A 23,295-nucleotide genomic window follows, 5' to 3' on the forward strand; every position below is an offset into this window, starting at 1 on the left:
AGTCACTGATCCTTGCTGGGGGTCGGCCGTCCGGGTACCTGGCCGCTCGACGGCCGCGACGGCGGCGGGGGCGTGACCGAGGGACCGGAGCCCGAGGTGGTTCCTGATGCGGAGGAGGGGGAGGCGGGCCGCGGCGTCGGAGAGGAGGACGCCGGGCCGGGAGCCGACGGCGTACTCGGAGCTCCGCCCGTTCCCGGCGGACGGCCGGACGCTGCGTGGCTGCCGGCCGAGGACCAGTCGGGGGATGAGCTGACGACCCGGTCGGAGGTCGCTCCTCCGGGACGAGCGGCGGCTGGTGCACCGGAGGTACCGGCATGATCGTCGTTGCCCTGCCGGCCTTCGGGCTGTTCGGCGCTGCCACGGTTGGCGGCGTCGGAGCCCTGCATGCCGGGGGAACTCGCGGCCTTGTTCTTCACCATGTCGGCGCCGGCCTTGGCCACGAGCGCCCCTGCGGCGACCGGCCCGGCCACGGCCGTTCCGCCACCCATCTTGGCGGCTGCCGCCTTGCCTCCGGCGCCCTTCGCTTTGCCGCCGACCAAGGAGTCCTGCACACGGGCTCCGATCGCGCGGTTCGCGTGCTGGCCGGGACCGTCGATCGCGGCGGCCGGTCCGGAGGACTGGGCGCTCTTACGGTCGTGGTGGAGCTGGGCCATCTCATCGCCAAAGGCGGGCACCCACTTGTAGAGCGTGGCGCTGGAGAAGACGGCGAGCAGGAGAATCAGCGCGCCGACCAGCGTCTTGGAGACCGTGTCGGACATGTTGCCCGAGGTGTCGCTGAGGATCGCGCCGCCGAGGCCGAGCAGGGCGAAGAGCACGGGCTTGCTCAGACCGATCGCGAAGATGGCGCCGAACCACTTCTTGCTCTTGTTCCACAGGTCGCGGTCGACGAGCCCGGCGTTCACGATGGGACCGAGTGCTACGGCCACATAGATGGCCGCGCTGCGGATCAGCAGCTCGACCCACATCAGCAAGGCGCCGATCATCATGATGAGGTTGACGACCAGCAACTGAGCCACGCCCCCCGCGGGGTTCGTTGCCATCGTCCTGAGGATGTTCTCCAGGAACGGCTTGAAGTTTTCGGTCGCGTAGGGCTCGAAGACAGCCGTGACCTCGTCAATGGCCTTCATCAGCAGGGCAATTGCGCCCGGAGTCATCGCGTTGACCACGAACTGCACGAGCAGGAAGCCGGTCGCCTCGGAGACCGCGGTGGTCACGGCGACCCCGCGGACCGCCCGCTTCGCCACCGCGATCAGCCAAAGGGCCACGGTGAGCAGGCTGGAAGCCGCGAAAATGATCGCGTACTGCTTCAGGAAACCCGGCGATGTGAGATCGATCTTCGTCGTGTTCTGGATCAGCTCCAGCATCTTGCGCAGGAACCAGATGTTGGCCTCGGTGAGCTTCTGGAGCAGGAAGCCCAACGGGTCCTTGACGAAGTCGATCGCCGCCTTCGCCTCGCACACCATCGGGATGTAGCAGAAGGGATTGGCGACCGCGGAGGGCACGAACAGGAACCCGATGATCACGTTGACCATGGCCGCGGTCTGAAGACGGCGCCGCCAGCGGCTCGGGACGCCTCGCTCGATGGTCAGCAGGCCGGGGGCATCGTCACGCAGTCGCAGGCGCATTGCCGACACCCCCCACGTCCGCGAAGCTCTCGGCAGGGTCCGCTTCTTGCATCGCAGACGGCGACGGCACGAGCGGTTCGGACGGGGTGACGGCCGTCGTCTTCCAGGTGCTGTCCTCCCACACCAGGTCCACGGTCATCCGGAGGAAGGCGACCTGCGGGCGCTGTGCCTCGTCCTTTCCGGCGACACCGCCCACCGACGCGGTCCACAACTCGATGCTCGCGGCCTGGTCGGAGTAGGAGGTCGAGCGGGTGGCGAGGGCCGCCGTCCGCGTGATCAGTTCGCTTCCATCGGAGGTCTTGCCGTCGGCACCGACTCCGCGGTTCTCCATGACCAGGCGGGCCGTCGAGTCAGTGTCCGAGGTGACCGAGTGCAGCACGCTCCGCGCTGCGGTGGCCGTCAGCATCCGGTGCCGCCAGTCCTCATCGGTGAAGAACCGCGGGTCGCCGTAGAGCATGGTGGCGCTGACAGCGGCGGCATGGGCGCCGCGCTCGTTGCGTCCGTACGGAGCCGGGAAGCCGTCCTGACCAGCCGAACCGCTCAGGACGGGGTCTTCAGCAGCGGACGGTACGTAGTCGGAGAAGTCGCTCGTGACATTGGATGCCTGCCGCGCGTCGATCGGGGCGACCAGGCCGGTCGTGCTCGAACTGTCCTTCAGCTTCCAGTCGTTGGACTCCCAGGTGAGCGTGACCGTCACCGACTGGAAGCCCACCTTCGGTGTCGCGTGCCCGGCCGCGCTGCCGCGAACCGTGGTCGTCCACAGCCGGACCATCGCATCGTGAGCGTCGAAGCCCAGGATGTGAGCCGAGAGGACGCCGGTACGGGTGATGGCCTTCTTGGCGGAGACCTTGGAGTTGTCACCCCGGAGTGCGCTGACCGCTTGACCGGCGGCGTGGTCAGCCTTCTTCGTCGCCGCGCCGACGGTGCCCTTGGCCGCCATGACCGACACGGCGCGGTGTCGAGCGTCCTTGTCCGTGAGGAAGTCGGAACTGCCGCTCACCGTGGTGTAGTTGGCCGCCGCTGCCTTCGCGCCGGCCTCCGTGTGCGGGTAGCCCACGGGGACGCCGTGCACCTCATGCACGTCCCCTCCACCCGTCCTCGGTGCCGAGTGGGCGGGGGCTGATGCGGCGGGAACGGGGGCGGGCGGGCTGCCCGTGGCCAGGCTGACGATCACCCCGGCCGCAGTGACCACCGCTGCCCCGCCAGCGGCGATGCCCCAGAGCTTGGCCGACGGCTTGCGCGCCTCGGCCGCCCTCGCGGAGGAATCGTTCCTCCTTCGGGATCGGGAAGCCATGGATCACACACCCATGCCATACGTGATGGCGAAGATGGTGCCGAAGGAGGCCACGAGGAAGACGCAGGTCAGGCCGCCGACCATCATGCCCTTGCCGCGCGAGCTGTCCATGGTGCTGTGGCCTTCACCGAACCACCCCTTGGACTTGCCGACCCCAGCGAGGAAGGCGCCAGCGCCGACGACGAGGACGACGGCGGCGATGACGCCGAGGATCACCTTCGCCGTGTTGCCGAGCTTCCCGAAGGGGCCCCAGTCCGGCTTAACGCCGGACACGACGTCGGCCCCGGCCGCGAGGGTCGAGTGCAAGGCTGGGTCGGCAGCGGCAGACAGGAAGTTGTGCATGTTCATTTCCTCAGTGATTTGGATTTCGAATGGGATCGGGATTCCCTGGTGGCGGCAGAATTCCGGTTCAGTCGAGCTGCATCGGCGTGCAGTCGTAGGCGTATCGCGAAGCAACCCAGCCGGTTGTGCCCTTGGCCAGCCCCGAACGCGACTTCTGCCCGAGCCGCAGCTTGATCCAGCTCCCCTTCTTGTCGATCTTTCGTCCCCAGTCGCCCTTGTACAAAAGGCCCCGGGACTTGTAGCCGGAACCGGCTCCCGTGCGGAAGTGCACGCCGTTACCGTGGATTTCGTAATAGGCCCTCGGCTTGCACGGCATCTCGGCGGCGCTGGCCGCAGGGGTGGCGGATACCGAGACACCGGCGGTCAGTGACAAGGCCAACACGGCCGAGGCGGCCAGACGCGAGGTGCGGAGATTCATCGAATTCCTTTCGTCAGATGGGTTTTCATGGGCTTGCCGGACCGATGTGCAGAAGGCATCTGCGGCCGTGGTCCAGCCGCCGAGTGGGTTTCTAATGGATCGAGTGGTTGTGGCGAATTGCCTGGCGGTGCGTCAGTCAGGCCTGCTACGTTTAAGTTCCGGCAGCTATCAGGCCACCGGCACATCGTTTCTTCGGCTTACAGAGGCCACATGGTGGTGCTTAGCCGACGTGCCGCATCGCGATAATTTGCGGTTTCCAGTAACTGAGCGGTTTGATTCGGACCTTCGCCCCGGTGTGCGGGGCGTCGATAACCTGGCCGTCTCCGATGTACATGCCAACGTGTTCGGGCCCAGCGCTGCCGGGGACGCTGAACAGCAGGTCACCCGGGGCGAGTTGGGAGACGCTCTTCACAGCGGTCCCGGCGTGGACTTGGTCGTACGTGACCCGGGGCAGGTTCACGCCCGCCGCTGCCCAGGCCATCTTGGTGAGCGACGAGCAGTCGCAGCCGCCCACACCCTCGTACGGCATGACGCAGCTTCCGCCCCACCGGTACCAGGTGCCCAGGGCCGTTTTCGCGGCGGAGATCGCACGAGCGGCGCCCTTGCCGGCCGGGGCGCCCGGACGTACGGCGTCCGCCCATTTCGAGGCCAGTGCACGGATGTTCCGCACGTAGTCGCGGGTCTCGGGGTACGGGGGGACACCGCCGAACTTGATCACCGCGGGGCCGCCCGCGTTGTACGCGGCAAGCATGTTGTCCGTCGAGTCACCCGGCACGCTCTTGACCTCCTTGGCCAAGGTGCAGTCGTACGCGGCCTGTGCTGCGATGGCGTCGGCCGGGTTGCGGATGTCCTTGACCCCGTCCCCGTCACCGTCCTTGCCATGCTGGGCCCAGGTCGCCGGCATGAACTGAGCGATACCGAGGGCGCCAACAGGCGACTTCGCGCCGGAGTCGAACTTGCTCTCGGTGTAGAGCTGAGCCGCCAGGAGCGAGGCCGTGACCTGCGGACACTCGCCCGCGTGCTTGTTGATGAGTTCACGGACCCAGCCAGGAACGGGCGCGTCCGTTGTGATGCCGCCGCCAGGTCCTGTCTCCTGCGCGGAGGCGCTATCGGCCCCGCCAAACGTGGTCAGCAGGGCGACACCCGAGACGACCGCGGCCGTGAAGAGTCCCAGGCCAGCCTGTATGCCCTTGTTCATCGCAGCCCCGTCACGCCCACGGCAACGCGGTGACCCGCCAGCCCTTGGAGGTGTGCTCCAGGCGGAGCGCGAGCTGTTCGCTGCTGCGGCGCGCGTGCCCGGACTTCGGGGTCGTCGTGAGGGTGTAGCCCACTCGAACGAGAGCGGAGGACGCAGTCACGGCAGGAGCACCGTCGGGGACCACAGCCGAGGTGATCTTGACCGTCTGGCGAGCCTTCTCGGCCCGCAGCGCGGCCCACGCGGCGTCCTGACTCGGCCGCTTCTGGCCGAGGATGCCCACCAGTTCACCTGCTGCGAGCCGGGCCGCCCGAGCGCCAGCATCGGCGAACGAGCTGTCCTTGCCGTCGCGTGCGTCGTGCTCGGCGTAGGCCGTGGTGAACGCCTGTGCTGTGTGCTCAATGTCCTTCGGCAAGGCGGAACTTGGCGGTGGTGCAGGGCTTGCCGTGCTCGGTGAGGTCGTATCGGTGATGCCCACCGAGACGGAGTGCGGTTGTGCGGTCGTGGTCTTGGACGGGCCGCTGGCCGAGCTGGAGCAGCCGGTCGACAGGACAGCCAGAGAACCGACTATCCCTATTGCGGCGGATATATGCATGAAATGGGCTGATAGGGGCATGCGGGAACCACAACCTTGGTGCATGGGTTTTCGAGAGATCGGGTGGCGCGGCCCCGCGGGGGCTGGGTACCGCGCCACCCCTTCGCAGGAAGAGGGGGAACTCCTCCTGCGGGCTTTACCGGCGACAGCCGGAGAATTCGAGGATCAGGCAGGAGCCTTGTGGCCCCTGCCCGCCGTGCTTTTCATTTACGGGAGAGTTCGACCGCGTTTTGTGTCGGCATCGAATTCCATATTCACGCTCAACCTGCGGCATCGTACGTGGCGGCTGGGTTTCAGTGCGCGTTACTCATATCAAGGTCATCAACCCCTTGCTTGATTAGGGGGGGGGAGATCGGCAAGAGATCTCCATCGGCCGGGAAGTGCCTTGTGGTGTTGGCCGTGCCTGAATCCTCGCAGGGGTTCGCGGACAACTCGAATCAGCAAAAAAGTCGGAACCTAATTCCAGGAATTAGGTTCCGACTTCTGTGACGGGGAGGATATTTCAGACGGTCTGGTCGTCCCCTAGACGCCCAATGCCCCCGTATCCCCTAGCTGTGGTCGTGCTGCGCCGATGTTCGGCTTTCCTCGCATGCTCGGGGCAGCGTCTGCCCCATGGTGAGTTCGAGGCAGCGAGGGGCAGGGCCCGGGAGGCGGGCTTTCGGGGTGTGGGGACCACCTCCGAGCAGGGGAGCGCAACCATGAAGAGGGGGAGGGGTGAGCAGTTCAGTTCGGACTTTCTACTCGTCAGTAACCACTACTGAGCTGGTAGAGAGGAATTCGCCAGGACGCGCCAGGGTGCGCCGTCTAGCCCGCTGGCCTCCTCGCCGGGTGGGATGTTCCATCAGCGCATCCCAACAGCGAAGCCACGGAGGACACTCATGCCCGGCCGGTGCGAGCACCAGCGCATCGCGCGCCCCAGCTCGAAATCCGCGCTTACGGCGCCTCCCGCTCGTGCTTCGGGCAGTGTCCCCGGCCCGTCAGCTTGGGGCACCCGGGGATGGTGCAGGGGGTACGGGGTTTCCGTGGCATGGGGGATCGCCTCCTATCGGACGGGTTCACAAACTGTCCGCATTGAGGCTTTTGGGAAAGTTCATTCAGACTGGGGTCGCGGATTCGTTACCGGAGGTGGCACTGAGTGCCGCGAACCCTCCCTAATCGTGGCACTCGGGGATATCGTCCTTGCTGCTCGGAGGGAGGCCGGCGCGATGTCCGGGTATCACCATGGTCCGAATCCAATGGTGGAGTAGGGGTCTTGATGGAGAGGCAACAGATGGTGCCCGAGCCCGGCAACCCGGTGCTGGACACCCGCGTTCACCCCAAGCGCGGCGACATAGTTCGAACTCGACTGCGGCAGCCTGCACTTGGCCATGCAGCGGGTGCCGCGAGGCTCGACGCACTGGTAACCGCAGCCACCAGAGCCGGGACCGCGTGATGGATGAGCCGCTGATCACTGGACCCGTTGCTGACGTGTAATCCAGGATCTCGGGCCTACCAACGGCATCGCGGTGGACGGGTCGCCCGACACCCGCGCTACGGCCGCTATGGATCGCACAGGGTCTTGAGGAACTTGAGGGAGAGCCCGCCCATGGAGATCGACCACAACACCCCCGCGTTGGACATCCGCATTGGCGGGTTCCGCGTGACCATGCAGCGTGTCCCTGTGAAGTTCCTGACGCTGGTGTCTGTTGTCGCATGCTCGGGGTTCACAGCGTGGATCACGAGCCGATGACCCCCCACGGTGGGGGCCCCACGGTGGGGATTACGGCATCTCAGCGCATCGTGTGGGCTGGCCTTTCGGCTGGCTGCCGGAGTCAACCCGGCGGTTCTACATGCGACTTGATGGAGGACAACGATGGAGACCAACCAGAGCGTGCCTGTACTAGACGTCCGCGTTGGCGGATTCCGCATGACCGTTCAGCGCGTTCCAGTGCGGCTCTTGATGGCTCTGGTCACTCTTGGTGGATCAGCGTTAACGGCGTGGATCACCACGCGATGACCAGATGCCTTATGCGGAGACTGGCCTGAATTCCGTTGCCGTCTTGAACTGGTGGCGTCTAGAGATGCAGCGAGGCTAGAACGTCGTGCGGCGCAGGTGCTCGATCGCAACGCCGAGCCAAGGCGCCCAAGGGCCGGTGAGGAGCAGCGGCGCGCACACGGTGTACGAGAGCACTACGTCGGGCTGTCCCGCCGTGACCCCGGACAGGAGGGCGTGGTCGAACGGCAACCAGCTCGGCGCCCCGGACGGCCTGAGCCGTACTCCGGTGGAGGTCAGTACCACCCGAGCCACGGTGTGATCGCGCCACTGCGGCTCAGCGGCAGCCTCCGCCTCCCGGCGCCGCCGGGCATCGAGACGGTGGTTGGGCACCCAGCGTTGGCCGAAGGTCGGGTGGTTCTCGAAGTAGCCGGCCGGTCGCGGGTAGACGATGTCGGTTCCGTAGAACCGGGCGACCGAGCACGTCAAGTCCGCAAGGGCGATCTCCCCGTCCGCAAGGGGGAGGTCGTCCACCTGGACCGGTGCAAGTTCGCCACCGTTCTGGAGGTGGAGCGCGAGCGCGGAAGCTGCTTGCACGGCATCGAGTCGGGCGGCGTCCTCCGCTCGGCCTTGTCGGCGTCGCCACATGCTCTTTCCTTCCTGATTATGCGGACCGTCCACGGCCTCTACGGGGTGAAACCGCAGAGGCCGTAGGCACCTATGAGATGAGATCACCAGAGGGCGCTGGAGGCAGCGGCGGGTGTCTTCGCGGCCTCGTCCTCCTCTTCCTTCAGCCGGGCTAGGAGTAGGCCCAAGCGGTCGTTGCTGATCGGCTGGTGTGCGCGGACGGCCTCCTTCACGGCGTCACGACTGATTCGTCCGGCCGCCTCGGAAGCAGCCCGTGCGATAGGCAGCAGCTCCGCCAGCCACTCGTCGTCGGCCTCCCGGTCCTGTGGGAACTCGGCACCGTCCGGGACGGGTGATTGTTCGCCGTCCGCACGGGCGGGGACCGTCGCCGGGACGGAGGGCTCGGTCGCCGCCGAGGGTGCCGTCGCCGCCCCGCGGTCCGCGAGGTCGACGGACGGTCCGTCCGAGTCGTACGGGACGCCGTCCGCGCCGTCCGCATCTGCGGACGCACCTGTGCTGTGCTCGTCTGCAAGGGACTCGTCGGCTCGGTCAGCCCCGTGTTTCTGCAGGTCCACGGGGGTACCAGCAGGGCTTTCCGTTGCGGACGGACGGGCGGCAAGGCTCGGTGACTCGGCCGTCGTCGTTGTCTCCAGCGGATGAGGCTCCGGCTGGGCCGCGATCCTTTCGAGCGGCTGAACCTCTTGGCGGACCGGTCCGGGACCGTTGTCTGCGCCGTCCGGGACCGACAATTCGGCGGTCCGCGCCATCAGGATGTAGAGGTGCACGGAGCCCGCCAGCGCAAGCGGCGCGAGCGTCGACAGCACTCCGACGACGCTGTCAGCGAGATGCAGCGCGGACCGTCCGGCCTGTGGACCGTGGTTCAGCGTGATGGCGTGAAGGGCGTTGGCGCCGAGACTCGCTCCGGTGGCCGCGAGGAAGAGAAACCAGGCGTAAAGACGAGCGCCGAAGCGCTGGTGTCGAAGGAGCACGATCGCTCGGACGCCGTACGCAATGAACCCGTCGATGAACACCGGAAACAGGTAGCTCAGGGTTTCCCGGGCGTGGATCGCGATGGCGATCTGCCGTAGTGCGTCGTAGGAGAACGCGAAGCCGGCCGCGCCGAGCAGGATGATCGCGGAGCGGTCCCAGGCCGTCATACCGCGAAGGCTGTAGAGCCCCTGCGATGCGGTCGCCGTCGCCTGTATGTGCGCGCGAGACATCAGAGATTGCCTCCGTCGCGCGGGTCGATGGACGGCCAGGCCGGGGTCTGGGACAGCAACTGCCCGAGCTGTTCCAGCGACGTCACCTCGTGCACATGCTGGCTCGGGCAGCTCACGCACGAAACCCGCAGCAGGATGCGCTCCGTGCCTCCCTGGTCGGTGTAGTACAGCTCCAGGTGCTGGCCCCCGACGGTGTCGAGCGAGGCGAAGGCTTGCAGGTGTTCTTCGAAGGAGAGGAGACCCAGGACCTCCCAGTCGAGGGTGACCGCCTCGTCGCCCAGGAGGCGGCGCGCGTACTTCGAGGCTGCAGCGACGGACCTCGGTCCCCAGGTGCGGAAGGCGTTCTCCCTCGCGGCCGTGCGCCGCTCCTCGGCGGTCGTGAGGTGCTTGGCCGCAGCGAACATGATTGGGTGACTCATCGGAGGGCCTTCCAGGGAGTTGCAGGTGCGGATCGTGTCGCCGTCGCCGGATTCGTTGGCGAGGCGGAGGAGAACGTCGGCGTGGCACGGCACGTCGAGGGGGCAGGTGCACATCAGGTCGCGACCGCGCAGGGCGCGGGCGAACCGGGCGGCGTAGCAGCGGCCTACCGGGCCGCGGAGCGTGGCGGCAAAGAGATCCACGGCCTCGGCCGCGTCCATCGGCGGGCCGAGGGGAGAAGGAGCGCGGTCTCCCGCCTTGAACGGGTTCGCGAACCGGCTGTGGGGGCCGACGTATACACAGGCTATGGACAAAGCTGTGGCGTCTCGGGACGCTCCGCGAAGACGGACGGGCATCAGGCCGCCCTCCCGCCACGCCGCCGGTCGGCGCCGATCATCGGCACGAGACTGGTCACCATCTCGGCCAGGCGGCTCGCCACCCGAGCCCCGATGAAGTCGGTCAGGTCCGGCCCGTTGTCGTCGCGGGCCGGCAAGTTGGACGTGATGATCGTCGGCAAGCAGTGGTTGTACCTGTAGTTGATGAGCCGGTACGTCACCTCCTCGGTCCACTCCGAGGTTTTCGCCGTACCGAGGTCATCGAGCAACAGGTACTGCACCTCGCCGAGCTTCCGCAGCTCCCGTTCCGCCGCACCCATGACCTGTGAGGGGCGCAGGTTGCCGTACATGTCCGCCGAGTTGACGGCGATCAGCTCGAACCGGTCCGGGCCGCCGGCCGCGATCCGCCGAAGGGCTCCGTAGGCCTGGTGGGTCTTGCCCGTGCCCGTGAGGCCGGTGAGGAGGAGAGCGCCAGCGCCAGCGTTGTCCGCGAGAGCGCGATCAGCCCACGCGGTGACCTCCGGGATCGTCGCTTCAGCGTCGCTGAACCGGGGAGGGGTCGCGGTCCGCCACCGGTTCAGCGCGTACTCGGCGCGAGCACGGCGGTGCCACTCGCGGTCCCCCGGGTTTTCTTCCGGTGATTCGTCAGCAGGGCTGTCGGACACCTGAATTCCTTTCGCGGCGAGTATTCGTTCCAGGCGGCGCATTGACCTGGCGCTGCCTGCGCGTTCCGGCTCTGCCATGATCAAAATCCGTTCTGGTAAGCGCTGGGTTCGGCTGTGTTCTGAAATGGCGCCCAGCCCCGGGGGCGCTGACGCAAGGGAACGACGTTTCCTTGGGACGTTTCTGCGGGGGCGTATGACGGGAGGTCCGCCCAGATCCGGAGCAGGTAGCGAGCCGACTGTGGAGGCCGGTCGGCATTCCATCGTCGCGCGATCATCTCGACGAGCCGGTCATTCCCCCAACGGGCCGCGAGAGCTGTTACCCGATCCCATTCCGATTCGGTCAGCCGCCAGCCGACGAGCATTTCGGCATTAGTTATGGCTGTTACCAGGTCCTTGGCGCCATCGGGAACCTTTACCGACTCCTGATGGGTTGCTCGGTTCTCCCTGCTTGACCCCGGCAAGCTAGCTTGCTTTTTGGTGGTGGTAATACTCCCTACGGGAGTATTACCACCACGTGCGCGCGAGGAAGGAACTTCCCAGTCTCGGTGCAGGGACTTCCCACTTGAAGCCATCGAGACGGAGTTCTGAGAAGAAGTTTCGTGGAACCCTGTTCCCTCTTGTGATGCTTCGGAAGGCGAAGGTGGAAGTTCTGTCTCTGAATCGGCCGGAGCCTCGGTTCCCTCGTTAAACAGGAGTATTGAGTAGGTGTTGGGGTTCGAGGCGCCCCCTCCGCGCTCACGGCTTAGTTCGCCGAGCGTCGTCAACTCCCCGATGCACTTCGTTATCGAGCGCGCGGTGAGTTGGGTGAGGCCGGATATCTCCTCCAGGGTCAGGGTGGCCCTGCCCTTGTCGTCGGCCTCGCGGGCGAGTGCGAGCATGACGAGACGCGAGCCTCTGCATGACTTGGACTGTGACCAAACCAGTTCGGTCGCTATGTCGCTCATCAGCAACTCCCGCCAGCTATCGCTATGCGGCGGACGAGGGCAAGGCCAAAAGAGTGATCATCTTCCGGGATGTACCCGGTCTGATGCGGTTCGGGAGTGAGGTACAACGTTCCGGTGGGGATGTAGAAATCATGGGCACGGCGCCAGTCGGCGGAATCACCGAAATTGCGCCTGATCATGTGTGCCACTCTTTCTTCTGTTCGCCGGTCGATAAGCATGCGGTAGAAGTCCGATTCGAAGAGGTGGGTAACAGACCGGCGCTCTGGATAAACGCGGGCAAGGACTGCCGTGGGAGCTATTTCGCGGATCGCCGCACTGAGATTTGCGCACGCCGAAGCAGCGGGTTGGTTCTGAGGCATGGGGGAGAACTCCCGTAATCGCAAGGCTTGCCTTGCGGGAAGATGCGTTTCCTCGCGGAGGTGCGTCAGGCAGCGTCAGCGCTGCCAGCAGGCAAGGTTGCGGCCGGCTTGGAATCGGACTTCTTCCGGTGGCGTCGCGCGAGTTTCAACAGATACTCGTGCGTAACTCCGAGTCCCCGTGCGACAGCGGCAGGTTCCAATGACGGGTCTGTCGCGAAACGAGCAATGACCGTGTCCCGCTCTACCTTGCTCAGTGCTGCGGTGCACCCCTGAAGGGCACCTTGGATGGCGTCTTCGTTCACTCGCTGCTGCCACGCGGCGCGCAGTGCAGAACGCTCCGAAGCCAGAAGGCCAGCTCGAATACCGAACTCGTCGTCATCCCTCAGCGATTCGACCAGGCAGCGGGCAGCCACAGCCAGCGGGCACGATGCACAGAGATTGCGCGGCCGGTTGAGGGCCGCGCCCAGCCTGTGCTTCACGAGGTCCGGATCTTCGCGGGGCCCGTCCCCGGGTGGAACGAATATGTCGATGTCTTGGTTGGAACACCTGGCGTCTTCCGCCCAGTGCTTTCCGGGGGCCTTCTTCGACTCTTCTATGAGAGGCGACCAATCCCCCTGATATGCAGCCTCGATGAGACTGTATATGGCAGTGCTCATTTGTGTCTCACGATGTTCACGGCGCCGTGCGTTGTGCGCACACGAGCGCAAGAGGAGATCAGAAGCGCTTACGCGAGCGCTTAGAGGGCTGAAGCGACATCAACGCCGACTCGCTGTCTTTTTCAGACGCTGTGCCCGGGTTGACGAAATGCATGTCGGAAATAGCGCGGAGGTCTTCTTCTGCGAACTGCACGAACTTTCCGAACTTTCGATGGGGCAGCGTCGAGATGCGCTCACGCAGCCACTTCTCCGGAATGTTCAGCCGTTCAGCCGCTTCGCTGTATCCGATGTGCAGACGCTTATCGCGAGGTTCTGACGGCCGGTTGCTCAGCAGCGCATCGAGGCCGCCGGCCTGGGCCAGCAGGTTCACCACGGCGGCGAGCCCCTGCAATTCGATGGGCCCGATGGAGGCCGGGCCCGCGTTCGCCGATGCCACGGCCGACATCACGCTTCCAGCCCGCGCAGTTGAGCGGTCCGAAGGTCGAAGGCGTGGCCGCCCGAGGCTGCCCATCCGGCCTGGGGGAACGAGCGGATGATCCATCGCGCGATCGTGAGCGCCTTCGCTCGGGGTACCCGAAGGGCGTGTCCGCGTTCGTTCACGGCGGTTAGCCCCAGGTGGGGCCACAGGGTCCGGGGGCCCTGGAGGCGAACCTGTACGACGGCCGCCTCGGGCAGCATGGACGTCAGCTGTGCAGCCAGCCGCTCAGCCGGTACGGAAGCGATCTCCGGCTTCGGGTTGCAGTCCGCGGTAGGGGACATGCGACACTCCTCTATGTGGTACGCCGCTCCGTAGTGCCGTGCGAAAGGACACGGAGTGGCTGTGCGAGTGATCTTGAGCCCCTGTTAGGGGCAGCGGATCACGAGCTGTCTGGCGTCCGAGAGGTGCGAACTCTCGGGCGCCGATGGCGTTTTGAGGGGAAGGGACATGCGCAAGTCGTGCGCGGCTTCTCCTCTCCACCGGGCCGGTCCCCGTGGGAGCTGGCAGGTGGGCGAAGGCGGAGAGGGGTGCGAACCCTCTCGTTTTTCGCTAAACTGAAGCTATCTTGGTTCCTCCAGAAAGTCAACAGACCGGCGTTTCTCCGGTTCATCCAAAAAACGAGGTCCGATGCCAGCTCGCCGCTTCGATAGAGCCCGTGTGCGCGCGGTACGTCGAGCCGCCGACGTCTCGCAGGCCGACGTGGGATCTGCCCTGGGTGCCGCGGACTCGACGGTCGCGGGATGGGAGTCGGGCGCAAGCGTGCCGGATCAAGAGAAGCTGCCCGCCCTCGCCAGGGTGCTCAAGCAGCCGTTGGGCGAGCTGTTCCCCCGTGACGGCTTGCCCGACCTCGCCGACCTGCGATGCGACGCCGGCCTCTACCGGTACGAGACGAAAACGATCATCGGCACCAAGAGCGACGGTCCGGTGGCCGGAGCGGAACAAGGGGTCCGACGCCTCAAGGACAGGTACATCCCTGCCCTGGCGGAGGCTTACGGCGTGACCGAGGACGAGCTGAGGCGCGCGCAGGAGCGGTCATTCGGAGAAGGCGGAGAGGACGAATCTGCTGCGGTCGCTGAGGCTGAGCAGCCTCCGCGGACACTCGCCGAGAAGATCACCCTCCTCCTTGGGCGCTCATACCCGGCGGGGACCGCACCGGGGGACGAAGAGATCGCGGAGGCGGTGAACGCCTACGCGGGCTCGCAGGTCACTACGGCCGCGAACGTCGAGGCCCTTCGAACGGGAACCGACGAAGCCCCCGCGCCCGGTGTCCTGGAAGGTCTCGCCCAGTTCTTCGGCGTCGCTCGTATGTACTTCGAGCCGGACGACGCTGTCGCCCGTCAGGTCTACGAAGGACTTCGCCTGATGTCGGCGGCCAAGCAGGGGAAGCTGGGCCGAGTTCGAGCCCGCGGGATCGGTTCCGAGGGCCTGCCGGCCGACGTCCTCTCGATCCTGAACGACCTCGCGACCGAGCTGGACAAGAAGACCGGTCCCGACGCCAACGGCTAGTGCCCTGTTCCCAGGACCTAGGAGGACTGGGGGACAGGGCGCTGACCCGTTGCTTCTACTCTGCTGTGGCGCTCGGCTCGTAGCGCAGGCCGGAGGCGAATACGGCCCGAACGTCCTTTAGCGCGGCGAGATCAGCGAGCGGGTCACCGTCGACCAGGAGGAGATCCGCGCGGTAGCCGGGAGCGACCCGTCCCGTAATGGTCCCCAGACCCAGGGCCGCAGCCGCTTCGGACGTGGCCATGTCGATGATCGAAGCGTTCGGCATGCCCAGGTGGGAGTAAAACGTCAGGGCCGGGGCCAAGCCGTCGAAGCCCGCGCGCTGCACGCCCGCGTCGGTCCCGGCTACCAGGCGTACACCAGCGTCGGCCATCCGCCGCACCAGGTCGAACATCGCGGCAGCGCGCTCCTCACCGAAGAAGCGCGGGAGCATCTCCCAGTGAGGGCTTACCGCCGGGCAGACGGTGATTCGCTGAGCGATGATCTGCTGCATCACGTCCGGCCGGAAGTCGAGGCCGCCGTTCGTCATCCACGTGCAGTGCTCGATGGTGTCCACACCCGCCTCCACGGCCGTGGTGATGCCGTCGGCACCGTGCGCATGGGCCGCGACGGGAACACCTGCCTTGTGGGCCTCGTCCACCAGGGCGGTCAGTTCCTCTGCCGTGAACTGGGACTGGTGGCTCTTGGGACCGTCCTTCGTCAGGCCGCCGCCGGTGACCATGGCCTTGATGACCCCGGCTCCCGCTGCGAGGTTGCGTCGTACGAGGTCGCGGATCTCGGCCTCACCGGAAACCTCGCCGCCGAGGAAGTGGCAGTGCCCGCCCATGGTGGTCGCGGGCGTGCCCGCAGCCACGATCCTCGGTCCCGGCGTACGGCGATCGTTGATCTCCGCCGCCAGACGAAGTGCCAGCCCACCACGGTCACCGAGGTCACGGGCCGTGGTGACCCCACTGTGCAGGAGCTGCTCCGCACGACGGCGCATGTCCTCGAACAAGACTTCATCCGTCGAGTCCTGGAGGGTGGACACCGGATCAGGCCCACCGTCGAAAGCCAGGTGGACATGCGCGTCGATCAGCCCCGGCAGAACGGTTCCGTCGAACGCGAACCGAGGCACGTCGGCGCCGATCTGTTCCTCGATCTCCTTGCGCGGCCCGACAGCAGCGATCGAGTCGCCCTCGATGAGGACGGCGCCGTCATCCAGGTAGGTCCCCGAGTCGACAAGCACTCGTCCACCGGTGATCAGCATCTTGACTCCTTGATCATGGGAGGTCATGCGGCTTTGCGCAGTGCGTCGGACACCGCAATCAGTTGTTTCACATCCGACTCACGGTCGCTTCCCAGAGACATGGCGAGGGGGACCGCTCGGCGGGGTGCGGGGACGCCCTTCTCGATCCGCGCGGAAGCCCGACGGAGCCGGGCAGCAAGCTCTGCGGAGCCGATGTCGAGGACCGCGCTGTCGTCACCCGGATCAAGCAGGTACGGGCTGATGTCCACCAGACCGTCGCGGCACTCCACAATGCGGCGGTGGTAGCGCCGGTGCACGCCGCGGGCCCGCCACCGGTCCAGTGCAGCCGGGGACGCCGGCCTCAACACGTTGTCGGGGTACGCCTCAGCCAACAGCTCCCACAAAGGGGCGAGGCGACGGTGATCACGGCGGTGCTGGAGCCAGAGCCGAACGGAGGCGATCCGGGCGCGCGCTCCGGAGTACGTGACACCCGCCGCGAACAGCAGGACAGACGCCACCAGAAGGAAGGCGATGGCGGCCATAAGCGGCTCGGACACCTCTACGCCAGCCCAGCGAACAGCGACGATAACGGCGCGGATCGCGCAGGCCACCGCCATCGCTCCCAGGCCAACGGCCGCCATCCAAAGCCCGGTGGAGTGTGGGCGCCGGGACATGCGGGCATAGCGGCGAGTCCACCGGCCCGCCATGCCGAGGGCATACATGAGATAGAGACCAGCGCCACCGTAGAAGAAGGCGATCTGCGGAATCGTCATGTCGGCCGTGCTGAAGCTGCCGGCGAAGACCTCGTGCGGCACCGACTCCGCCGCCACGGTGATGGCCACCGCGACGACTCCGACAACGACGGCTTCCTTGCGGGCACGGCGACGGCCCGCTTCCTCGTCGGCGGCGGAGTAAAGGTAGAAGCACATCAAGAAGTACACCGCGAGGAGCAACAGCAGGTTCTGGATCAGTTTCGCCGTCCCGTGGCCGGCGACCGTGTCGACGCCGGACGCCCCGCCGGGCATGGCCACGGGGTACGACAGCGCAGCGCAGAACAGGCAGAGCGTGACGGAACGCAGAGGTGCGTCATGAGGGGATCGCTTCAGCTGGTAGAGCTTCCAGACGAGAGCGGCCACGAGCCCCAGGAGTAGCAGTTCCACGGGTTACAGCCATCCTCGCCGGTCACCGAGAGCCGACTCCACACGACGGAGGGACGGGTCGTCCGACAGCGGAGTGGAACCGTCCAGCAGGGACGACCACTCCAGGATGATGGTGGCGACCAACTCGACAGAGCACTCCTCGCCGTCGTCGTACGAGCAGCGGCGCGCGACGCGCTTGATTGTCTCGGGCTGGAAGACCGGCAGCATGGTGGCCCAGCCCTCCACGAAGACGGCCGTCTCCTCGTCGGGGTCGACCGCAGGGGCTTCTTCCGTCGTCTTGCCCGCGGTCTTCTTTGCGGCTTCCTCGTTCTCCGCTATGAGGATGTGGCCTATCTCGTGGAGAATGATGTGCTCTTGATGCAGTCGAGTTGTTTCCTGCTGGTACAGGATCACGTCGTAGTCGTCGTACTCGACCCACATCCCCGAGGGGCCGGGCTTCGGCAGCGGAGCTTCGCGCAGGTACAGGGGGCGCCCGCGGCGTCGGCTGAGGGCCTGGCAGAGTGCTTCGACATCGAGTGGGGGAGTCACGCCGAGGTCTTGCAGCTCACGCCGAATCAGGCGGTGCAGATCCCTCTCCACCGTCCGGTTCGCGGCTGTGCGCCAGCGCCCGAAGCGTCGACGGCGTGCTACGCCCTGAGCGGGCAGTTTTGCCGCAGTCGCGTCGCGACCGCTCTTCCCCAACCGCATTGAGGATCCCTCCAACCGATGGCTCCCCGGAGCCGGGCGACACCGCGCCCCTGTCGATGACGTCCGGTTCCCAGCGTCGGAAATGACCGCAGACGGGCATGTCCGTATGCCCCACCAGGCCCCTTCAAGGGGCCCGGCTGCCGAGCCTTCAGGCCACTTCGTCACGCAGATGTCGCTGATGCGAACGGGCAATGAAACACCCGGCGAGCTGCCTCATTGGAGCTGCCGGGAACCTCTTTGGACAGTACGTGGCGGAGATGGCCTAAAAAGCATGATCAATCTGCATCACCCGCCGGTTGTCTCGATCGCCCAAAATGCCCCAAATCGGCCAAACAAGATCACGATCATGCTCTTGAGCTGCGGGTTTATGTCCTGGCGTGAACGCTTCAAGGCTGGGGAATCGGTGGCGGGTCCGTTATGAATCCGAGACCTTGGCGCTCGCGACATAAGGGATTGAATCGCACTAAATGCCTGCTCAGGGCGGATGTGGTCATGGTCACTTCCGGACAGATCGGGCAGTGCTCGCCGTTACGCTTTTGGTCATGTCGAACGCATTGCTGAGCCAATCTGACGGCTACCTGGAGTTCTGGAATGAGTACCATCTGTGCACGTTGACCACGCTGCGTCCTGATGGTCGACCGCATGTTGTGCCCGTTGGCGTGACGATCGATGCCGCCGCCGGAGTGGCCCGAGTTATCACCCGCAAATCCAGTAGGAAAGTCGCCAACGTCCTTGCGGGTGGCGGTGCAGCCCGAGTTGCGGTGTGCCAGGTCGACGGAGGCCGGTGGGCCACGCTCGAAGGCGTGGCGGAGGTCTGTACGGACACGTCAGTGGTCGAAGATGCGGTTGACCGGTATGGGCAGCGGTACGGCCGTACGCCGGCCCCGGACCCTGAGCGCGTCGTCCTCCTGATCTCGATCGAACGGGCGATGGGCCAGACGCTCCCCGCGCGACCTCAGACAGCACAGGCTGCGGCGTAGCGCCGAGCTGTGCCAGGGCGTGTAGGCGAGGCAGCGGACGCTGAGCACATACGCCGCCCAGATCGCCCCGGGCTCGATAACGTGCGCCAGCAGGGCCCCGAGCGGGCGATGGCGGGGGTGACCGCGGCCAGACCGAGGGCTCGGCGCCTGTCGACCAGCTTGCTACGGACGAAGCCGAGTGCGGCGAACAACTGCCGTGATGCCGTTGAGCAGCAGGTTCAGGGGCTGCCTCCAAGGGGCCTGCCATAGGGCCGTCCGCCCCCAAGTCCCCGTGGCCACAAGACCCCAGGGAGGCAGGAGACGAAGGCGGCGGACTGCGTGTGCCTCGATGTCTGGGCCGGGGCCGCGGGCGCCATGTCGCGGGCTGACTCCGTGGACTTCGCGAACGCCGGGAGAACATCTGCCCACCTGCGGCCGACGGCCCGGCGAAGGCGCTCGGCGTGCGTGTCCCCGCCTCCTACCGTGTGCGGACGCGTGTATGGCGAACGAGGGTGCGGGGGCGGACTCGTGGAGTGGCTGAACGCCGAGAACGTGATCGCGGTGGGCACGGCGGTACTCGGCCTGGTGACCGCCGTCGCCGTCGTCTGGTACGAGCGCCGGGTCCCACGCCGCAAACGGATCGGCTTCCGCGTCCAGATGGACACTCCGGTCGGCAGTCACGCCCGTAACGGCAGACGGGCCAACGTACGGCTCGGCCTGTTCAACGAGCTCTCCGACCTGTCCGACGCCACCCTCGTCCTGCTGCGCATCGAGAACGACGGCGGCCAGAGCATCGCCAGCGACGACTACACCAGCCGCGGTCACGGCCTCACCGCGGTCTTCACCAACCGTGCGATCCGCGGCATCGCGGTCACCCAACCCTCCGACGCCGCCCACCTGATGGGGCACTTCACCCCGGCCGCGGGCCTGCGCTACGACGGCGACACCCTGTACCTGCCGAAGGTCCCGCTCAACAACGGCCAGCACTTCAAGGTACTGGCCCTGCTGACCGGTGGGGCGGTCGGCGACGACGTCGAGGTGAGTGGCGGTATCCGCGACGGCGAGGTGAAGCGCAACCAGAGCACGACCGTCGACGACAAGCCGCCCCTCTTCAGCCGGCCTGCACGCCTGATCACGGTTCTGTCCACCGTGTGCATCATCACGCTCGCCTCCATCATCGTCGTACGCAACGACGTACCGTCGCCCATCGGCTGCGCCACGGGAACCCTGACCGTCACCGGATCCACTGCCTTCGCCCCGGCGGCGGAGAAACTGGCGCAGGGCTACGAGAACGCCTGCCCAGGCTCGGACATCACGGTGGACGCGCACGGCAGCACCGCCGGAATCCGGGCGCTGGACGCGGCCGGCGCCAAGGCGGCCTCATCCGGAGGCTCCCCGTCCGTGATCGCCTTCTCCGACGGCCCCAAGCCGAACGGCTATCCGGAGCTGCGCGAGAACCCCGTCGCGGTCTCCGTCTTCGCCCTGGTGGTGAACGACCGGGTCACCGTGCAGGATCTGAGCCTGGCCGAGGTGCGGAAGATCTACCAGGGCGAGATCCGCAACTGGAAGGACGTGGGCGGTCCGGATCTGCCGATCCTCCTGGTCAGCCGCGACGCCAATTCCGGCACCCGCGAGGTCTTCCAGCGGCAGGCCCTGAAGCGCAATGAGCCCGCCAACTCCTCCCGGGACTGCCGTACCAAGGATGACCCCGATGCCACGGTCATCCGCTGCGAACTCGACAGCACGGCACAGGTGCTGAGCACGGTGGCCCGGCTGCCCGGCGCGATTGGTTATAGCGAACCGCGCTCCGCCTCCGCCACGAAGGGCCTGCACTCGCTGCGTATCGACGGGCAGATGGCATCCATCGAGACCATCGGCACCACCGGTTACCCGTACCGGGAGATTGAGTACGCCTATACGTACGGCCGCCCGCCCGCTGACTCCCTCGCCGCAAGCTTCGTCAACTTCGTGACCCGCGGCGCTGGGCAGGACGTCGTACGCGACCAGGGGCACTTCCCGTGTCTCAGTCCGGAGGGCCTGCGGCTCTGCGGCGGGCTGTGATCGGCGGGCCCCGTCGGTGTGGAGAGACGACGCTGCTCGGGCAGTCTGTGGCTGCCCGAGCAGGCGGATGGGCGTGAGAGCGTGGCTTACCGGCGCTTGTCCTTCCACACCGTCACGACGGACGGCCGTGGGATGCTGCCCGGTCCGTCCGGCCATACGGATCCCGGGTTCTCAGCGGTGGCGCCGTCGGTCTCGCCCGGGTGCTGGGGGGCGACCAGGATGCGGTCCTCGGTGATGATCGGGCCGCAGCACTCCGCGCCTTTCGGTACGGTCAGGAACTGCTTCACATGGCCGCGCTCGGAGCCCTTGACCGGTACCGCGAACAGGCCGTCGTTGGAGCCGAGCGCGTTGCCGTCGGTGGCGATCCACAGGTTGCCGTGGGCGTCGAAGGCGACGTTGTCGGGGCAGGAGATCGGGCTGACCTTGTTCTTGTCGAAGCCGGAGAAGTACGTCGACGGGTCGTCGGGGTCGCCGCAGACCAGCAGCAGCTTCCAGCGGAAGGTCTTGGACGCGGCGTTGGAGCGGTGCTCTTCCAGTTCCAGGATGTGGCCGTGCTTGTTGCCGATGCGGGGGTTGGCCTCGTCGACGCCCGGGTTGCCGGCCGTGCCGCGGCGGGAGTTGTTGGTGAGGGCGACGTAGACCCGGCCGGTGTAAGGGTGCGGCTCGACGTCTTCGGGGCGGTCCATCTTCGTGGCGCCCACCTTGTCGGCAGCCAGACGCGTGAAGACGTACACCTCCTCCGCGGTCATCCCCGGCACGTGCGACACCGAGCCTGACGCGAGCGGGATCCACTCACCGCCGCCGTCGAATTCCCCGTCCGCCGGGAGCTTTCCGGTGCCGTCGATTTCGGTGGCCGGGCTGTCGCCGGTGAACTTGGCGACGTACAGGGTGCCTTCGTCGAGCAGGCGCATGTTGTGCTCGCGAGCGGCGCGGCCGGTGCCCTTCTTGTAGGCGTGCTTGGAGACGTACTTGTAGAGGTAGTCGAAGCGTTCGTCGTCACCCATGTAGAGGGCGACGCGGCCGTCGTCGGTCAGGCGGGGCTCGGCGGCCTCGTGCTTGAAGCGGCCCAGCGCGGTGCGCTTGCGGGGCGTGGAGGTGGGGTCGTACGGGTCGATCTCGACCACCCAGCCGTGCCGGTTGGGCTCGTTGGGCTCCTTGGCGATGTCGAAGCGGTCGTCGAACCGCTCCCACTTGCGCTCACTCGCGCCCGTCGGCAGGCCGTAGCGGGCCAGGCGGGCCTTCGCCGTCGGGTCGGTGACAGCGGCGGCGTTCGCGAAGTACTGGTTGAAGTTCTCCTCGCCGGTCAGCACGGTGCCCCACGGGGTGGTGCCGCCGCCGCAGTTGTTGAGGGTGCCCAGCACGCGGCCGCCGGTCGGGTCGGTGCTGCTCTTGAGCAGGTCGCTGCCCGCTGCCGGGCCGGAGAAGGCGAGGGGGGTGGTGGCGGTGATGCGGCGGTTGAGGACGTCGCCTGCCACTGGCCACAGGCGGCCGGAGCGGTGGTCCTCGCGTACGACGAGCACGGTCAGGCCGTGCGCGGCCCAGGCGATCTCCGCCTGTTCGCGGGTGGGGTCGGCCGGGTCGTAGCCGTAGAACATGATCTGTTCGCTGGTGTACTCGTGGTTGACCACGAGGACCTTGTGCCCGTGCCGGTACGGCAGGTCCAGCAGCGCCATGTAGTCGCAGTTGTAGCCGAACTGCTTGGCCTGCGCCTTGGCGGTCTGGTTGCGGGCGTCGAAGCGCGGGGCGCCGGGCAGGACGGGGTCGCCCCAGCGGATGACGACCTGCTGGCTGTAGCCCTCGGGCACGGTGAGCGCGTCGGCCGTGTTCGGCGGCACGGGGGTGAAGTCCAGGCCCCGCGGTGGGAGTGCGGCCTCACTCGATGCCTGGACCTGGGCGGCTGCCGCCGACGCGCCCGCGCCGACCGTGCCGGTGGCCAGGGCTATCACGGCGGCGCCTTTGAGGGCGTCTCTGCGGGAGAGGGCGCTTTGTATGACGTCGCCGATGTACGGGTTGAGGGTGCGGTTGGGCGCGTCGTGGAAGCACGCGTCGCCGCAGCGATAACGGCACGTCAGGGCCGAGCGTGCGGTGTTGGGGTGAGGGCTGGGGAGGAGGGGCAGGTCGGCGGGGCGGGTGGTGTTCTCGCCGGTCTGTTCGGGCACGGCTGCCTCCACGCGATCAAGGGGATCGAGATCCCGGCCGCCCGGATATAGGCGGCCGTCGATGCGTGACGCTAGGTCGAGTGCATCGCGACGGGGGTGGCCGAGTGGTGAACTCCGGTCGAACTCTCCCATCGCGGAGTGTCCCGTGTGATCCGGCCACCTCGCCGGCACCAGCTGGCCGCACGTGCCCCACTCGTGCGCGTCCCTTCACATTTCGTTCCGTCATGTGGATGAGCTCGTTCTGGACTCGATTGGGTCACGACCCCCTTTCATCTCGTAAGACCAAGATCGATCTATATAGATGCCTGGCTATAGTTCATCCTTCGTCGGAGGTTTGTACATCGAGAGTTCACATAGACTGGATTCGATCCAAGTGTCCCTACGGCGCGCGCTGCGCAC

The 23,295-nt window shown here is 66.7% G+C and carries 23 protein-coding genes; 4 read left to right on the plus strand and 19 right to left on the minus strand.

Annotated elements, in window-relative coordinates; translation table 11 throughout:
* Window positions 1-2 precede the first annotated feature (2 nt).
* From ACZ7NC_RS00385 to ACZ7NC_RS00410, 6 genes are all read right to left on the minus strand, one after another.
* The gene (locus ACZ7NC_RS00385; protein WP_471483564.1) at window positions 3-1,625 is read right to left on the minus strand and encodes a TrbL/VirB6 family protein; all 1,623 of its coding nucleotides are present in this window, start codon (window positions 1,623-1,625) and stop codon (window positions 3-5) included.
* The gene (locus tag ACZ7NC_RS00390) at window positions 1,606-2,919 is read right to left on the minus strand and encodes a hypothetical protein (RefSeq protein WP_471483566.1); all 1,314 of its coding nucleotides are present in this window, start codon (window positions 2,917-2,919) and stop codon (window positions 1,606-1,608) included. Before ACZ7NC_RS00390 ends, ACZ7NC_RS00385 begins: the two co-directional genes overlap by 20 nt.
* A 3-nt stretch (window positions 2,920-2,922) precedes the next feature.
* Complete coding sequence (locus tag ACZ7NC_RS00395; protein ID WP_471483568.1) at window positions 2,923-3,261, minus strand: hypothetical protein; 339 nt, start codon at window positions 3,259-3,261, stop codon at window positions 2,923-2,925.
* Window positions 3,262-3,328: 67 nt separating this feature from the next.
* Entirely contained in the window at window positions 3,329-3,679 is a 351-nt protein-coding gene (locus ACZ7NC_RS00400; RefSeq protein WP_471483570.1) for an SH3 domain-containing protein, read from the minus strand.
* 220 nt (window positions 3,680-3,899) lie between these two features.
* Window positions 3,900-4,877 carry a C40 family peptidase gene (locus ACZ7NC_RS00405; RefSeq protein WP_471483571.1) on the minus strand — a complete coding sequence of 326 codons (978 nt, stop codon included), beginning with the start codon at window positions 4,875-4,877 and terminating at the stop codon, window positions 3,900-3,902.
* Window positions 4,878-4,887: 10 nt separating this feature from the next.
* On the minus strand, window positions 4,888-5,289 hold the full coding sequence (locus ACZ7NC_RS00410) for a hypothetical protein (protein ID WP_471483573.1): 402 nt from the start codon (window positions 5,287-5,289) through the stop codon (window positions 4,888-4,890).
* 1,765 nt (window positions 5,290-7,054) lie between these two features.
* Between ACZ7NC_RS00410 and ACZ7NC_RS00415 the strand changes: the two genes are divergently transcribed.
* A complete protein-coding gene (locus ACZ7NC_RS00415; protein WP_471483575.1) occupies window positions 7,055-7,198 on the plus strand; it encodes a hypothetical protein in 144 nt (47 codons plus the stop codon).
* A gap of 342 nt (window positions 7,199-7,540) precedes the next feature.
* Here ACZ7NC_RS00415 and ACZ7NC_RS00420 read toward each other — a convergent pair whose 3' ends face one another.
* The 9 genes from ACZ7NC_RS00420 to ACZ7NC_RS00460 all read right to left on the minus strand — a co-directional run bounded on the left by ACZ7NC_RS00420 (window position 7,541) and on the right by ACZ7NC_RS00460 (window position 13,423).
* On the minus strand, window positions 7,541-8,038 hold the full coding sequence (locus ACZ7NC_RS00420) for a hypothetical protein (RefSeq protein WP_471483577.1): 498 nt from the start codon (window positions 8,036-8,038) through the stop codon (window positions 7,541-7,543).
* A gap of 134 nt (window positions 8,039-8,172) precedes the next feature.
* On the minus strand, window positions 8,173-9,288 hold the full coding sequence (locus ACZ7NC_RS00425; protein ID WP_471483578.1) for a DUF2637 domain-containing protein: 1,116 nt from the start codon (window positions 9,286-9,288) through the stop codon (window positions 8,173-8,175).
* Window positions 9,288-10,061, minus strand: a complete 774-nt coding sequence (locus ACZ7NC_RS00430; protein WP_471483580.1) for a DUF6195 family protein — start codon at window positions 10,059-10,061, stop codon at window positions 9,288-9,290. Before ACZ7NC_RS00430 ends, ACZ7NC_RS00425 begins: the two co-directional genes overlap by 1 nt.
* The gene (locus tag ACZ7NC_RS00435) at window positions 10,061-10,783 is read right to left on the minus strand and encodes an ATP-binding protein (protein WP_471483582.1); all 723 of its coding nucleotides are present in this window, start codon (window positions 10,781-10,783) and stop codon (window positions 10,061-10,063) included. The genes ACZ7NC_RS00430 and ACZ7NC_RS00435 overlap by 1 nt, the downstream gene beginning before the upstream one ends.
* Window positions 10,784-10,785: 2 nt before the next feature.
* Window positions 10,786-11,649 (minus strand): hypothetical protein, encoded by an 864-nt coding sequence (locus tag ACZ7NC_RS00440; protein ID WP_471483584.1) that lies wholly within the window; start codon window positions 11,647-11,649, stop codon window positions 10,786-10,788.
* On the minus strand, window positions 11,649-12,008 hold the full coding sequence (locus tag ACZ7NC_RS00445; RefSeq protein ID WP_471483586.1) for a hypothetical protein: 360 nt from the start codon (window positions 12,006-12,008) through the stop codon (window positions 11,649-11,651). Before ACZ7NC_RS00445 ends, ACZ7NC_RS00440 begins: the two co-directional genes overlap by 1 nt.
* Before the next feature lie 65 nt (window positions 12,009-12,073).
* Complete coding sequence (locus ACZ7NC_RS00450; RefSeq protein ID WP_471483588.1) at window positions 12,074-12,664, minus strand: WhiB family transcriptional regulator; 591 nt, start codon at window positions 12,662-12,664, stop codon at window positions 12,074-12,076.
* A 58-nt stretch (window positions 12,665-12,722) separates the two neighbouring features.
* Window positions 12,723-13,109 (minus strand): hypothetical protein, encoded by a 387-nt coding sequence (locus ACZ7NC_RS00455; RefSeq protein WP_471483590.1) that lies wholly within the window; start codon window positions 13,107-13,109, stop codon window positions 12,723-12,725.
* Window positions 13,109-13,423 carry a transcriptional regulator gene (locus tag ACZ7NC_RS00460; protein ID WP_471483592.1) on the minus strand — a complete coding sequence of 105 codons (315 nt, stop codon included), beginning with the start codon at window positions 13,421-13,423 and terminating at the stop codon, window positions 13,109-13,111. The genes ACZ7NC_RS00455 and ACZ7NC_RS00460 overlap by 1 nt, the downstream gene beginning before the upstream one ends.
* A gap of 376 nt (window positions 13,424-13,799) precedes the next feature.
* Here ACZ7NC_RS00460 and ACZ7NC_RS00465 point away from each other — a divergent pair, with 376 nt between their 5' ends.
* Window positions 13,800-14,648: a helix-turn-helix transcriptional regulator gene (locus ACZ7NC_RS00465; protein WP_471483594.1), complete on the plus strand. Its 849-nt coding sequence runs from the start codon at window positions 13,800-13,802 to the stop codon at window positions 14,646-14,648.
* Window positions 14,649-14,703: 55 nt separating this feature from the next.
* Here ACZ7NC_RS00465 and ACZ7NC_RS00470 read toward each other — a convergent pair whose 3' ends face one another.
* From ACZ7NC_RS00470 to ACZ7NC_RS00480, 3 genes are read right to left on the minus strand one after another with little or no spacing between them, the layout of a single operon-like run.
* Complete coding sequence (locus ACZ7NC_RS00470; RefSeq protein WP_471483597.1) at window positions 14,704-15,891, minus strand: amidohydrolase family protein; 1,188 nt, start codon at window positions 15,889-15,891, stop codon at window positions 14,704-14,706.
* 23 nt (window positions 15,892-15,914) lie between these two features.
* On the minus strand, window positions 15,915-17,030 hold the full coding sequence (locus ACZ7NC_RS00475; RefSeq protein ID WP_471483599.1) for an MAB_1171c family putative transporter: 1,116 nt from the start codon (window positions 17,028-17,030) through the stop codon (window positions 15,915-15,917).
* A 3-nt stretch (window positions 17,031-17,033) separates the two neighbouring features.
* Window positions 17,034-17,558, minus strand: a complete 525-nt coding sequence (locus ACZ7NC_RS00480; protein WP_471483601.1) for a hypothetical protein — start codon at window positions 17,556-17,558, stop codon at window positions 17,034-17,036.
* 701 nt (window positions 17,559-18,259) lie between these two features.
* Here ACZ7NC_RS00480 and ACZ7NC_RS00485 point away from each other — a divergent pair.
* Together ACZ7NC_RS00485 and ACZ7NC_RS00490 are read left to right on the plus strand one after the other, a co-directional pair.
* On the plus strand, window positions 18,260-18,697 hold the full coding sequence (locus ACZ7NC_RS00485) for a pyridoxamine 5'-phosphate oxidase family protein (RefSeq protein ID WP_471483603.1): 438 nt from the start codon (window positions 18,260-18,262) through the stop codon (window positions 18,695-18,697).
* Between the two features lie 507 nt (window positions 18,698-19,204).
* Window positions 19,205-20,737 carry a substrate-binding domain-containing protein gene (locus ACZ7NC_RS00490; RefSeq protein WP_471483967.1) on the plus strand — a complete coding sequence of 511 codons (1,533 nt, stop codon included), beginning with the start codon at window positions 19,205-19,207 and terminating at the stop codon, window positions 20,735-20,737.
* An 86-nt stretch (window positions 20,738-20,823) separates the two neighbouring features.
* Here the strand turns inward: ACZ7NC_RS00490 and ACZ7NC_RS00495 are convergent, their stop codons facing one another.
* Entirely contained in the window at window positions 20,824-22,896 is a 2,073-nt protein-coding gene (locus ACZ7NC_RS00495; RefSeq protein WP_471483604.1) for a PhoX family protein, read from the minus strand.
* Window positions 22,897-23,295: the final 399 nt, after the last annotated feature.

Source organism: Streptomyces sp. NPDC111802 (genome assembly GCF_055634335.1).